Raw genomic sequence first — 13,116 nt, 5'->3', positions numbered from 1 at the left:
CATGCAGGGCCAACGCACCAGGGTGCAGCGGCGCCCTGTGCATGGGGTGCTGTTGCTCGACAAACCGCTGGGTCTCTCCAGCAACCAGGCTTTGCAGAAGGCCAAGTGGTTGCTGCGCGCCGAAAAGGCGGGTCACACCGGTACGCTGGATCCCCTGGCCACTGGCGTGCTGCCGCTCTGTTTCGGCGCTGCCACCAAGTTCAGCCAGCTGCATCTGGACGCCGACAAGACTTACGAGGCCACGATCCGCCTGGGCGTGAAAACCGCGACCGGGGATGCCGAGGGCGATGTCATCGAGTCGCGCCCGGTCACCTGCACGCCGGGTCAGGTGGTCGAGGTTTTGGACCGCTTCATGGGTGAAATCGATCAGATCCCACCCATGCACAGCGCGCTGAAGAAGGATGGCAAGCCGCTGTACGAATACGCACGGGCTGGAGAAACGATCGAGCGAGCGGCGCGGCGCGTGACCATCCACGACCTGGACCTGATCGATATGCAGTTGCAGGGCGAATCGCCAAGCCTGCGGCTGCGGGTGCGCTGCAGCAAGGGCACCTACATCCGAACCCTGGGCGAAGACATCGCCGAGGCACTGGGCTGCGGTGGCCATCTGAGCAACCTGCGCCGAGTCGCCACCGGTCCTTTTGGTACCGAGCAATGCGTGTCGCTCGCGACGCTGGAAGCCGAGTCGGAGGGCGAGCGCCTCGCTCACCTTCTGCCGGTGCGCAGCCTGTTGCCGGAACACACACCGGTCACACTGGACGAAGACAATGCAGCACGCTTCCTGAGCGGCGTGCGCCGTCGCGGCGACTGGCCCAACCAGGCGCAGGTGGCGGTGTTTGGACCAGCTTCAACCGGTCACAACAACACCACCTTGCTGGGCAGTGCCCACACCGCGGGTGGTGAACTCATCCCGGGGCGTCTGCTGAGCCCCATCGAAATACAGCAAATCCTGGAAACCGAATCGGAACTCACACCATGAGCAAACAAATCCGCAACATCGCGATCATCGCCCACGTCGACCACGGCAAGACCACCATGGTTGACCAGCTGCTTCGCCAGTCAGGCACCTTTGCCGACCATGAAAAGATCGTCGACACGGTGATGGACAACAATGCCATCGAGCGCGAGCGGGGCATCACCATCCTGGCCAAGAACTGTGCCGTGAGCTGGAAGGGCACCCACATCAACATCGTCGACACCCCCGGCCACGCGGATTTCGGTGGCGAGGTGGAGCGCGCCCTGTCCATGGTCGACGGCGTGGTGTTGCTGATCGATGCCCAGGAAGGCCCGATGCCGCAAACCCGCTTCGTGACCAAGAAGGCACTGGCGCTGGGCCTGCGTCCGATCCTGGTCGTCAACAAAGTGGACAAGCCCGGCGCGCGCCCCGACTTTGTGGTCAATGCCGCCTTCGACCTGTTCGACAAGCTCGGCGCGAGCGACGAGCAACTGGATTTCCCTATCGTCTACGCCTCCGGCATCAACGGCTGGACGTCGATGGAAGAGGGTGAGCCTGGTGAGCAGTGGGGCCCCGACATGTCGGCCCTGTTTGACACCGTGCTCAACCACGTGCCTGCCCAGACGGGCGACCCGGCTGCGCCGCTGCAACTGCAGATCTCCGCGCTTGACTTCTCCACTTTCGTCGGCCGCATCGGCGTAGGGCGGATCAGCGCGGGCACGATCAAGCCGCTGACCGATGTGTTGGTGATGGAGGGTGCGGACGGCAAGTCGTTCAAGGGCCGCATCAACCAGGTGCTGACCTTCCAGGGCCTGGAGCGCGTGCAGGTGAGCGAAGCGGGCCCGGGCGACATCGTGCTGATCAACGGTATTGCCGACATCGGCATTGGCGTGACCGTGACCGATGTGCAGAATCCCATGCCGCTGCCCATGCTCAAGGTGGACGAGCCGACGCTGACCATGAACTTCTGCGTCAACACCAGCCCGCTGGCCGGTCGCGAAGGCAAGTTCGTCACCAGCCGCCAGATCTGGGACCGCCTGCAGAAAGAGCTGCAGCACAACGTGGCACTCCGGGTGAACGAAACCGACGAAGAAGGTGTGTTCGAGGTGATGGGCCGAGGTGAACTGCACCTGACCATCCTGCTGGAAAACATGCGCCGGGAAGGTTACGAGCTGGCCGTGTCCAAGCCGCGCGTGGTGTTCAAGACCGTGGACGGCGAGAAGCACGAGCCCATCGAGCTGGTCACCGCCGACATCGAAGAAACCCACCAAGGCGGTGTGATGCAGGCGCTGGGTGAGCGCAAGGGCGAGCTGGTCAACATGGAGCCGGACGGCCGTGGCCGGGTGCGCCTGGAGTACCGGATCCCCGCGCGTGGCCTGATTGGCTTCACCAACGAATTCCTCAACCTGACCCGCGGCTCAGGTCTGATCAGCAATATCTTCGACAGTTACGAACCGCACAAGGGCGACATCGGCAGCCGCAAGAATGGCGTGCTGATTTCGATGGACGACGGCGAGATCTTTACCTACGCCCTTGGCAAGCTGGACGACCGCGGCCGCATGTTCGTGCGCGCCAACGACCCAGTTTACGAAGGCATGATCGTCGGCATCCACAACCGCGACAACGACCTCGTGGTCAATGCCACGCGCACCAAGCAGCTGACCAACTTCCGCGTCAGCGGTAAGGAAGACGCAATCAAGATCACCCCGCCGATCGACCTCACGCTGGAGTACGGTGTCGAGTTCATCGAAGAAGACGAACTGGTTGAAATCACGCCCAAGAGCGTGCGCCTGCGCAAGCGCTACCTGAAAGAGCACGAGCGCAAGCGCGCCTCGCGCGAGTAAGCCCAGGACGTCGGGCCACGCGCCCGCGTTCCGCTGCACCGCCATGTCCAGTACCCGTTCGCTCAGCCACAGCCAGGCCGTCGTGATGATGGTGGCGGCTGCGCTGCTGTGGTCGATTGCGGGGGTGGTCACGCGCCAGCTGGAATCTGCGGTGCGGTTCGAGGTCACGTTCTGGCGCAGCGCTTTCAATGCGCTGTCGCTGTTGCTGATCCTGCCCTTGTGGCGGGCGTCCAATCGCTCGGCTCATCGGGTGATGAGCCAGCCGGCGGCAGTGGCGCGCCGCTCCGCACTGGCAGGCTGGTTGCATCGGCACTGGGGCCTGCTCCCTGAGGCCCCAGCCTTCTGGGTGTCCGGCCTGTGCTGGAGCGTGATGTTCACCGCCTTCATGGTGGGCCTGACCTTCACCAGCGTGGCCAATGTGCTCATCATCATGGCCATTGGTCCCTTGCTCACCGCGCTGCTGTCTCGGGTGGTCACCGGTCAGCCGCTGGCCTGGCGGGTCTGGATCACCATCGTGATCGCTGGCGCTGGCATGGCCTATATGTATGGCGGGCAGATGCTGGCCCTCATGGCCAGCGACGAAGCGCAGGCGCACAACCTGATCGTGGGTTCGCTGATTGCGCTGTGTGTGCCGGTCGCGGGCGCCATCAACTGGACCGTGGTGCAACGTAGCCAGAACCAGGGCGAGCGCATCGACCTTGTGCCCTCAGTGTTGTTGGGGGCGGTGATCTCTTCATTGGCGACGCTGCCTCTGGCCTTTCCGTTTGCTGCCACCGGCAGCGACATCGCTTGGCTGGCGCTGCTGGGTTTGTGCCAGCTGGCCATTCCGTGCATGCTGGCCGTGACCGCCGCGCGCGTACTCAAGGCGCCCGAGGTGTCGCTGCTCGCTTTGCTGGAAGTGGTGTTTGGCATCCTCTGGCCCTGGCTCTGGGCCAATGAGGCCCCAAGCAGCCAGGTGCTGACCGGCGGCAGCGTCGTGCTGAGCGCGCTTGTGATCAACGAACTGCTGGGTTGGCGCGCTCGCGCAGAAACCCCGCGCATCCAGGTGCTGGAGGCCGAAGCTGCCCGACCCACCGATCCCCCACCTTCGGAGAAACCTGCATGACCACCGCTCCCACCCCCACGGCTCTCTTGGTGATCGCCGAGCTGCGAGGTCGGGTTGGCTGCATCACGCTCAACCGCCCCCAGGCGCTGAATGCCTTGTCACTGGAAATGATCCGGGATCTCACGGCCACGCTGATTGCCTGGCGAGACGATCCCATGGTGCTGGCCGTGGTGGTGCGCGGCATGGGCAAAGGGGGCCCGTTCGGCGCTTTCTGTGCTGGAGGCGACATCCGCTTTTTTCACCGAGCTGCGTTGGCTGGCGACGCTGACCTCGAAGCCTTCTTCACCGAGGAGTACGCGCTCAACCACCTGATCCACACCTACGCCAAGCCTTACATCGCCTTCATGGACGGCATCGTCATGGGCGGTGGCATGGGGATCAGCCAAGGCGCGAGCCTGCGTGTGGTGACCGAGCGCAGCAAGCTGGCCATGCCCGAGACCGGCATTGGGCTGTTTCCCGACGTGGGTGGTGGCTATTTCCTGAGCCGACTGCCTGGTCGCATGGGCGAATACCTGGCCCTGACCGGCCGCGTGCTCAGCGGCGCAGAGGCGGTCGCGGTGGGTCTTGCCGACGCGCACATGGACAGCGGGCGGCTCGCAGGGCTTTGGCAGAGCCTGGGACAAACGCCGTATGAAAGCGGTGAGGCGGTACAACGCTGGTGCGAGAACCACACCCAGAAAACGCCGCCCCGGGCCGACGCGCTGGGCGCTGGCCCACGCGCACAGATCGATGCGGTGTTTGGGCTGGACAGCGTGGCCAACATCGTCGCAGCGCTGGATGCCGCGCCGGATGACTGGTCGCGTCAGACCGCGTCGACCCTGCGCCAACGCTCGCCGCTCATGCTGCATGTGGTGCTGGAGCAGATTCGCCGCGCGCGCTCTCTGGGCCTGGCCGACAACCTGCGCCTGGAGCGGGGTCTGGTCCACCAGTGTTTCCACCTGCGTTCCGGCGCTGCAAGCGAAACCGTGGAAGGCATCCGTGCGCTGGCGATCGACAAGGACCACGCGCCGCGCTGGCAGCCAGCGTCGATTGATGAGGTCAGCCCGGCGCAGGTTTCCGCGTTTTTTGACAGTCCGTGGAAGGCAGCCGATCACCCACTCGCCGCACTGCACTGACCCGTTGGGTCGGCCTCAGCCTGTGATCTGAATCGGTATGTCATTATATGAAAAGTAATAAACTGTTCACAGTTTATAAATAAAATCTTATAATGTGGCGCTAAGTTCAATCCAACGTCCTGTTGGTTGAGCGGCTGGTCACTTTGTTTGCAGCAGCGTTCGTTTTCTCCAGGTCGTTGGATGTGCTTCCGCATTCACCGACCCCGCGCGTCGGTGGATTCATCGACACGAAGGAGAAAACGCATGAACCCCACCCGCCATTTCGCACTTGCCGCCCTCAGCAGCGCCATGCTGCTCGCCGCCTGCGGCAAGAAGGAAGAAGTCGCTGCACCAGCGGCCGCCCCCGCCGCTGAAGCCGTTGCCCAGGCCTGCGGCAAAGTCACCGTCGCCAACATGAACTGGCAGTCCGCCGAGGTGCTGGCCAACATCGACGAGATCATCCTGAGCAAGGGCTATGGCTGCGAAGTCGAGCTGGTGCCGGGCGACACCATGCCCACCCTGACGGCCATGATGGAAAAAGGCCAACCCGACGTGGCACCTGAGGCCTGGGTGAACGCCGTGCGCCAGCCGCTGGACGCGGCCGTGAAAGAGGGAAAGCTGCACTACGCCGCCCTCGCACTCAAAGACGGTGGCGTGGAAGGCTGGTGGATCCCGAAGTACGTGGCGGATGCCAACCCCGACATCAAGACGATCGACGACGCGCTGAAGCGCCCCGATCTGTTCCCGTCAGCGGAAAACAAGGGCAAGGGCGCGGTGCACAACTGCCCGTCTGGCTGGAACTGCCAGATCACGACCGGCAACGCGTTCAAGGCCTGGGATGCGGCGAAGCAAGGCTTTGTGCTGCTCGACACCGGGTCGGCAGCGGGCCTGGACGGCTCGATCGCCAAAGCCTATGAGCGAAAAGAAGGCTGGCTGGGCTACTACTGGGCGCCCACATCCATTCTCGGCAAGTACGAAATGGTGAAGCTGGACGCTGGCGTGCCTCACGACAAGGAAGCCTGGGAGGCATGCAACTCCAAGACCGAGTGTGACAACCCGGTGAAGAATGACTGGGCGAGTGCCGAGGTCTACACCGTCATCACCGACCGCTTCCAGAAGGCAGGCGGCCCGGCGGTGGATTACCTCAACACCCGTTCCTGGGGCAATGACACGGTCAACGGCTTGCTGGCCTGGATGAGCGACAACCAGGCCACCGGTGCCGATGGTGCGATGCACTTCCTCAAGTCCCAGCCTGAAATCTGGACCACCTGGGTCAGCCCGGAAGTCGCTGAAAAGATCAAAGGCGAAGTCCTCTGATCGGCGGTGTCTGACCAGACCGCCTGGCCTTCTCCGGCTTGGGCGATCCGCAGCGGCCGGTACCTCAACTCCTAGGGAGTGAAGGGCGCCGCGCCGCTTTGTCTTTTCAACACCAAGGAGCACCATGTCCTGGCTGCAAGAGTTCCCCTCCCTCGGTTCCGAGACCCTGAGTGCCATGCGACGCGCCATCGACGGCAGCTTTCGCGACTTCACCCGTGCCTACGGCGAACCACTGGAACGCGCCTTTGATCCGTTGCGCGATTTCCTCCTGTTTTCCGAGCGACTGCTTACCCAGTCACCCTGGCCCATTGTCGTCGGCGTGATCGCTGCCATCGCCTGGTTCGCCTCGCGCTCGGTCAAGATCGTGATCGGCACGGTGCTTACCCTGCTGGCCATCGGCTATTTTGGTATGTGGGACGACACCATGAAGACGATCTCGATGATCTTCGTGTGCACCGTCGTCGCACTCGCCCTTGGACTGCCCCTCGGCATCCTGATGAGCCGCTGGGACCGCTTGCAGAGGATCGTTAACCCGTCTCTGGACGTGATGCAGACCATGCCCAGCTTCGTCTACCTGATCCCGGTCGTGATGCTGCTGGGCATCGGCCGAGTACCCGGTCTCATCGCGGTGGTGATCTACGCGATTCCCCCGGTGATTCGCTTCACCAACCTGGGCATCCGCCTGGTGGACAAGGACCTTTTGGAGGCGGCCGATGCGTTTGGCTCCTCGGTCTGGCAAAAAATGAGCAAGGTGCAGCTGCCGCTGGCGCTGCCCACCATCATGGCAGGTGTGAACCAGACCATCATGCTGTCACTGGCCATGGTGGTGATCGCCTCCATGATCGGTGTGCAAGGCCTGGGACAGCCAGTGCTGAAAGCCATCTCCAACCAGTACTTCACCATGGGTGTGCTCAACGGTCTCGCGATCGTCGGCATCGCCATCATCTTTGACCGGGTGTCGCAGGCCTATGGCAAGCGACTGCAGAAACACCTGGAGGTCGTCCATGGCTGAAGCCCTCACAGCAAACCGCGCATCCGTCGAACCCACCACAGCCGCCGCCGTGCCAACCGCGCCAGCGGCAACCTCGGATACACCGTCGGGCATTGGCATTTCGGTGCGCAAGCTCTACAAAATCTTCGGCCCCACGCCAGACAAGTTCCTGGACCCGGTGCGAAACGGCATGACCAAGGAAGAGTTGCGCGATGTGCACGGCCATGTACTCGGCCTGCGCGACATCAACATCGACATGCCCGCTGGCGGCATCCAGGTGGTGATGGGCCTGTCGGGCTCAGGCAAGAGCACGCTGATTCGCCACGTCAACCGCCTGATCGATCCCACGGCGGGTGAACTGCTCGTGGGTGATCAGGATGTGGTCAAGATGAGCCACAGCGAACTGCTGAAATTTCGCCGCGAAAAGACCGCGATGGTGTTTCAGAAATTTGCGCTGTTCCCGCACTACACCGTCCTGGAGAACGCCGAGTACGGACTGGAGGTGCAGGGGATCAAGGGCAAGAAACGCCGCGAGCGCGCCATGCAATGGATTGAGCGGGTGGGCCTCAAGGGCTACGAAGACAACTATCCCAATCAGCTCTCAGGCGGCATGCAGCAGCGCGTGGGCCTGGCCCGGGCGCTGACCAATGACGCACCGATCCTGCTCATGGACGAGGCGTTTTCTGCGCTCGATCCGCTGATCCGCAGCGACATGCAAAGCGTGTTGCTCGACCTGCAGCAAGAGATCGGCAAGACCATCGTCTTCATTACCCATGATCTGGACGAAGCCCTGCGCCTGGGCGACAAGATCGCCATCTTGCGCGACGGCGAAGTGGTGCAACAAGGCACTGGCCAGCAGATCGTGCTGAAGCCCGCCAACGACTACATCGAGACCTTTGTGCGCGATGTGAACCGGGGCCGCGTCATCCGCTGCCGCACACTCATGGTGCCCGGCGCCCGCGTCGACGGACCGGATGTGGACCCGAGCCTGGTGATCGAAGAGGCTGCGCGCCAACTCAGCGGCGACAACAAGGAAGCCGCCAACGTGGTCACTGCCAAGGGCAAACATCTGGGCGTGATCACCATGAGCGACATCATCGGCGCCATCGTGCCGCAGAACCCCACGGCGGAAGAAAGCTCGAGGGGTTCCGTACCACCAGCCTGAGGCCGCGCAGCAAGGGTTGAATGCCCGCTGAGCCACCCTGTGGGGGCAGCGGGCATTTTCTTGATGGGCGTATGGCCTCCGCTGTTGAACCCGAAAGCCCAGAGCAACTGAGTCGCCTGCAAGATCCAGTGCTGTGCACGAGAAGGCTTGTACAGGCGCTTTCGCTTGGCCGTCGAAACCAGCCCTTGAACCAGCATCACGGCGTTCAACGGCCCACCATTGCTCTTCTGGCTGCGTCGCTTCCTCTCGAATCGGCCCTCCAGCGTCAGTGCATAAAACAGCTAAACTTTTCTCCATCCGCACATCGACCGAACCGGAGTCAACATGGCACTCATGAATTTCATCAACCGTCAATTCATCGACGTCATTGAGTGGGTTGACGATTCGCGCGACACCTTGTCGTTCCGATTCCCCGACGACGACAAGCAGATCAAGAACGATGCCCAGCTCATCGTGCGCGAAAGCCAGGTGGCGCAGTTCGTCTACGTGGGCCAGTTTGCCGACACGCTGGGTCCGGGCAAGCACACGCTCAAGACCGAAAACATCCCCATTCTGAGCGACTTGCTGGGCTGGAAATACAAGTTCCAGACGCCTTTCAAGTGCGACGTCTATTACGTCACCACCCGCGTGTTCCCGGGCAACAAGTGGGGCACGGCCAACCCGGTCATGATGCGCGACGCCGACTTCGGCGTGGTGCGCATGCGCGCCTTCGGCACCTACGATTTCAAGGTGGTCGAGCCCGCGCTGTTCCTGAAGGAGGTGGCGGGCACCGACCACCATTTCCGCCTCGACGAGTTCAGCGACGTGATGCGTTCGCGCATCGTGAGCGTGTTCAGCGAAGCCCTGGCCACGGCCAAGGTGCCGGCGCTGGATGTGGCCACGCGCTACGGCGAGCTGGGCGAGGCCTTGCTGGCGCCGCTCAATGCGGTGATGCGCGAAAAGTACGGTCTGGAGCTGACCGCATTTGTGGTGGAAAACGTGTCGGTGCCGCCGGAGCTGGAGCAGGCCATCGACAAGCGCGGCGCGATGACGGCCATCGGCAACCTGAACGACTATGTGAAATACAACATGGGCAACGCCCTGGCCGAAGGCAAGGCAGGTGTTGCCGGCGTGGGCGCCGAGCTGGCCGCCGGGCTGGCCATGGGGCAATCGATGTTGCAGGGTGGCGGCGCCGGAGGCATGGCGGCGGCGCCTTCGCAGCCTGGCTTCGTACCGGGCGCGGGGGGGGCCGTGGCGCCTTCTGCCGGCGGTGGTGCCGCGTTGCCCGAGCTTTTCACGCCGGAACAGGTGGCAGAGGCGCTGGCCGTGACACCGGCAGACGTGTTGCAGGAGCTGGAAGCAGGGACGTTGCAGGGACGCAAGATCGGTAGCCAGTGGCGCATCACGCGCAGCGCGCTCGACGAGTTCATGAAGGGCTGATGCCTCTGCGCGCTGGTCCGTCAGCTCCAGGCCTCGACACGTGAACCCCAACGCAGCGGCCAGCGCCGCCACCGACCCGGCCGAGCATCAGGCGCAGCGCAAGTTCAACTGCCCCGCCTGCGGTGGCGAGGCGCAATGGCACCCCGCGAGCCAGACGCTCAAATGTGCCTTCTGCGGCACCGAGTCGCCTTATGCCATTGAGGCCGAAGGCGAAGTGCAAGAGCTGGACCTGGTGGCCGCCTTGCGCGCCACGCCCGCTGCGAATCGAGGCCTGCAGGACGCAAGGCGCCAGGTGCGCTGCCAGCATTGCCAGGCCATCAGCTTTTTCAGCGCCGAGCAGCAGGGCAAACGTTGTGACTTTTGCGGCTCCAGCGCGCTGCTGCCGTTCGACGAAGGCGTGGACGTCATCCGCCCCCAGAGCCTGTTGCCTTTTCAGGTGGACGAACCCAAAGCCCGTGAGCGGGTGCGTCAGTGGTACGGCAGCCGCTGGTGGGCACCCAATGCGCTGAAAAAGAAGGCCCTCACCGACACCTTGCACGGCGTGTACCTGCCGTATTGGACATTTGACGCCAACGCCCAGGCCCGCTACACGGCGGAGGCCGGCACCTACTACCGTGACAACAACAACCGACAGCAGGTGCGCTGGCGCCGCGTGAGCGGGCAGGTGGCCACGCAGTTCGACGACACCCTGGTCTGCGGCTCCCGGGGGGTGCACCCCAGGTTGATGCGCGCCATCGAGCCCTTCGCCACCACCTCCGGCCTGCGCCCCTATGACCCGGCCTACCTGAGCGGGTGGACGGTGGAGCGCTATTCACTCGATTTGCGCGGCGCAGCGACCCAGGGCCAACAGCGCATGGAGCAGGCCTTGCGCAACCTCTGCGTCCAGGACATCGGCGCAGACACCCACCGCAACCTGAACATGCAGGCCAGCTTCGGCGCCCAGACCTTCAAGCACGTGCTGCTGCCCGTGTGGCTGGTCGGCTACCAATATGGCGCCAAGACCTACCAGGTCGTCATCAACGGACACAGCGGCCAGGTGGCGGGTGAGTACCCCAAGAGTTGGGTGAAGATCGGCTTGGCCGTGCTGGTGGGTTTGGTGGTGGTGTATTGGCTGTACCTCCGTTGAGCGCTGTTGTTTGGGTCAGATCAAGTAGGCATATCGCCAGCCATCAACGGCTCGGCCATCCGAAGCGAAATCCATGCTGGAGACAGGCTCACACCAGTCCCAGTTGCTCGAAGTTTCACTTACCGCGCACTGCCTTGGACAGGCCAGGCGCACGCATCGAACGTCAGCTTCCTGGCAGCGCTTGCTACTGTCACTGTCGGCCAGGCGCTGTCGGATGGCCAAGTGGAAAGCAGTCGCTCAACGTAAAAGTGAGTGGGACAAAATGGCACCACTGTGGATGCCGAAGCGCTCCGAACAACCCTCGCCGTTTTGGCTCCACTCGACTGCCGGGTTGGGCTTGCCGATGAACAATGGCACGGATGTGGGGCGGCTGAACTGAACGACCGAGAGGCCAGGGACCTTATGCATCACAGCACCCCAGGTGGAGCGAGATCAGGATGCACAGCGTAAATTGGATCTAGCAACTCATGCGAAACGCGCCCAATGACAAGGCCGACAGATTTCTTGAACGCGGCAAACTCAGACGGAGGAAGACTTTGCTGTGCTTGCTGCAGCGAGAGAGTCAAGTGCGCAATTGCGCACTCTAGTGACTCTGCGATGGCCTTAGCGGATTCGTGCTCCATAGTTGCCTCGATTAAACGCCCAACTTTGATTTAAACGGCAAAACGCCGGATACCCACAACCGCTGCCGTTAAACAAAGTCTCATGACATCCCCAAAATGTGTTTGAAATCAATCCTGTAGCGCCTCATACTGTATGCATAAACAGTTTTAACAGATCCGACAAACCCGACTGGGTCCCTCCCCGGTCCGCCCGGCTGCTGGATCAGGTGCGCGAACTGCCGGCCAGCCTACAGACCGAGACGGTCGGTGTCTACTGGACCAACGCGTTTGTGTTGTGAGGCTGCCCAACGGCACTGGACCGAATGCACATCGGCTGACAGACCGCTTTGCGGGCAATGCCTGTAGGCCCGCATAAGGTCGAGAGCGTGAGTTCACCCTCGGCGTGAGCAGTCGTTGCGTCGAACTCGTTTGGCCCACCTCGATCGGCCCTTGGCGAAAATTTGTCTCAGACTTTGTCGCCTGTCATGCGCTGCCGCCACCCGCTTCAGGGACGCACGGGCGGCAGTCAGGCACCAGCGGCCTGCGCCTGGATCCAGTTGACAAATGCCGCTACCGGCACCCGATGTTGGTCGGTGCTGCGCACGCTGACGAAATGCAGGGGCCGCCGGACCGTCTTCAGGCGCTTTCCTCCGAGCACCACCAGCTCACCACGTTCCAGTTCGCGCCACGCCAGCCGCGTGCTCTCCAGCGCTACGCCCAGGCCATCGACGGCGGCGGCAATGGCCATGGCGGCGCGGTCAAATGACTGCCGGGGGCCAGGTGGCAGCGCCAGGTCGTTGATCTGGAACCAGTGGGCCCAGTCCACCGGGCTGAGCTGGGATTCGATCAGCACCAGGCGCTGGATGGCCTTCGCGGCGCTTTCCCGATCGATCAGCAGGGACGGTGACACCATCGGGGCAATGAGTTCGTCGTCAAGCGAACGTGTGTCCAGCCCTGCCTGCTGGCGCGGCGCCCCATACGACAGGACCACATCGATGTCGCGCATCACGCTCAGGTCCACCGGCTCGGCGCCGGTGGTGAGCCGAATGTTGAGGCCAGGGTGCTGCCCCAGGAACGCGGGCAGTCGCGGGCCGAGCCACTTCAGCGCCAGGCTGGGCGCGCAGTGCAGTGCGAGCACCTCGTCGTGGGATGGCAGCTGCACCTCGGCGCAGGTGGCTTCCAGCGCGTCAAACAGGCGTGCAAGGCCCTCGAACAGGCGCTGTCCCTCTCGCGTGGTCTGCACCCGGCGGTGGTGGCGCTCGAACAGCGCACGACCGAAGTGCCGTTCCAGGTCGCGGATCTGGTGGCTGATGGCCGATGCGGTCAGGTGCAGCTCCTGGGCGGCGAGCGCAAAGCTCTGCAAGCGGGCAGCGGCTTCAAAGGTGCGCAAGCGCGCAAGCGGTGGAAAATTCCTCATGCCAAAAGCTTTCAGATGAAACTGGCTCATGTTTCCATGAGCATTCATCGTTTGTCAATTCACGGCTGCTGTCTCAGCATC

General features: G+C 63.1%; 10 protein-coding genes. 9 read left to right on the top strand and 1 reads right to left on the bottom strand.

Annotation, left to right across the window (positions count from 1 at the left end; genetic code table 11):
- The first annotated feature begins 1 nt into the window (after position 1).
- The 9 genes from truB to QUV25_RS13605 all read left to right on the top strand — a co-directional run bounded on the left by truB (position 2) and on the right by QUV25_RS13605 (position 11,016).
- Complete coding sequence (gene truB, locus QUV25_RS13645) at positions 2-979, top strand: tRNA pseudouridine(55) synthase TruB (protein ID WP_300864745.1); 978 nt, start codon at positions 2-4, stop codon at positions 977-979.
- Positions 976-2,799 carry a translational GTPase TypA gene (gene typA / locus QUV25_RS13640; RefSeq protein ID WP_300864742.1) on the top strand — a complete coding sequence of 608 codons (1,824 nt, stop codon included), beginning with the start codon at positions 976-978 and terminating at the stop codon, positions 2,797-2,799. Before truB ends, typA begins: the two co-directional genes overlap by 4 nt.
- 43 nt (positions 2,800-2,842) lie before the next feature.
- A complete protein-coding gene (locus QUV25_RS13635) occupies positions 2,843-3,904 on the top strand; it encodes a DMT family transporter (RefSeq protein ID WP_300864740.1) in 1,062 nt (353 codons plus the stop codon).
- Entirely contained in the window at positions 3,901-5,019 is a 1,119-nt protein-coding gene (locus QUV25_RS13630; protein ID WP_300864738.1) for an enoyl-CoA hydratase/isomerase family protein, read from the top strand. The genes QUV25_RS13635 and QUV25_RS13630 overlap by 4 nt, the downstream gene beginning before the upstream one ends.
- A gap of 243 nt (positions 5,020-5,262) precedes the next feature.
- Positions 5,263-6,315 carry an ABC transporter substrate-binding protein gene (locus QUV25_RS13625; protein ID WP_300864736.1) on the top strand — a complete coding sequence of 351 codons (1,053 nt, stop codon included), beginning with the start codon at positions 5,263-5,265 and terminating at the stop codon, positions 6,313-6,315.
- A gap of 124 nt (positions 6,316-6,439) precedes the next feature.
- Positions 6,440-7,327 carry a proline/glycine betaine ABC transporter permease gene (locus QUV25_RS13620; protein ID WP_300864735.1) on the top strand — a complete coding sequence of 296 codons (888 nt, stop codon included), beginning with the start codon at positions 6,440-6,442 and terminating at the stop codon, positions 7,325-7,327.
- A complete protein-coding gene (locus tag QUV25_RS13615; protein ID WP_366945675.1) occupies positions 7,320-8,471 on the top strand; it encodes a glycine betaine/L-proline ABC transporter ATP-binding protein in 1,152 nt (383 codons plus the stop codon). The genes QUV25_RS13620 and QUV25_RS13615 overlap by 8 nt, the downstream gene beginning before the upstream one ends.
- 324 nt (positions 8,472-8,795) lie before the next feature.
- A complete protein-coding gene (locus tag QUV25_RS13610) occupies positions 8,796-9,890 on the top strand; it encodes an SPFH and helix-turn-helix domain-containing protein (protein ID WP_366945674.1) in 1,095 nt (364 codons plus the stop codon).
- Positions 9,891-9,930: 40 nt separating this feature from the next.
- Entirely contained in the window at positions 9,931-11,016 is a 1,086-nt protein-coding gene (locus tag QUV25_RS13605; RefSeq protein ID WP_300864733.1) for a zinc ribbon domain-containing protein, read from the top strand.
- Between the two features lie 1,128 nt (positions 11,017-12,144).
- On the opposite strand, the gene QUV25_RS13600 is transcribed toward QUV25_RS13605, so the two are convergent.
- The gene (locus QUV25_RS13600) at positions 12,145-13,065 is read right to left on the bottom strand and encodes a LysR substrate-binding domain-containing protein (RefSeq protein ID WP_300864732.1); all 921 of its coding nucleotides are present in this window, start codon (positions 13,063-13,065) and stop codon (positions 12,145-12,147) included.
- Positions 13,066-13,116: the final 51 nt, after the last annotated feature.

Origin of the sequence: Hydrogenophaga sp., assembly GCF_030373245.1 — a bacterium.
In the GTDB taxonomy this organism is placed as follows: domain Bacteria; phylum Pseudomonadota; class Gammaproteobacteria; order Burkholderiales; family Burkholderiaceae_C; genus Hydrogenophaga.
This window is presented reverse-complemented; position numbering and strand designations above follow the sequence as displayed.

What these genes read in the sequence shown, in the direction of transcription:
- QUV25_RS13615 (WP_366945675.1), top strand. Translation starts at nt 7,320, where the DNA reads ATGGCTGAAGCCCTCACAGCAAACCGCGCATCCGTCGAACCCACCACA.
- typA (WP_300864742.1), top strand. Translation starts at nt 976, where the DNA reads ATGAGCAAACAAATCCGCAACATCGCGATCATCGCCCACGTCGACCAC.
- QUV25_RS13635 (WP_300864740.1), top strand. Translation starts at nt 2,843, where the DNA reads ATGTCCAGTACCCGTTCGCTCAGCCACAGCCAGGCCGTCGTGATGATG.
- QUV25_RS13630 (WP_300864738.1), top strand. Translation starts at nt 3,901, where the DNA reads ATGACCACCGCTCCCACCCCCACGGCTCTCTTGGTGATCGCCGAGCTG.
- QUV25_RS13625 (WP_300864736.1), top strand. Translation starts at nt 5,263, where the DNA reads ATGAACCCCACCCGCCATTTCGCACTTGCCGCCCTCAGCAGCGCCATG.
- QUV25_RS13610 (WP_366945674.1), top strand. Translation starts at nt 8,796, where the DNA reads ATGGCACTCATGAATTTCATCAACCGTCAATTCATCGACGTCATTGAG.
- truB (WP_300864745.1), top strand. Translation starts at nt 2, where the DNA reads ATGCAGGGCCAACGCACCAGGGTGCAGCGGCGCCCTGTGCATGGGGTG.
- QUV25_RS13600 (WP_300864732.1), bottom strand. Translation starts at nt 13,065, where the DNA reads ATGAGCCAGTTTCATCTGAAAGCTTTTGGCATGAGGAATTTTCCACCG.
- QUV25_RS13620 (WP_300864735.1), top strand. Translation starts at nt 6,440, where the DNA reads ATGTCCTGGCTGCAAGAGTTCCCCTCCCTCGGTTCCGAGACCCTGAGT.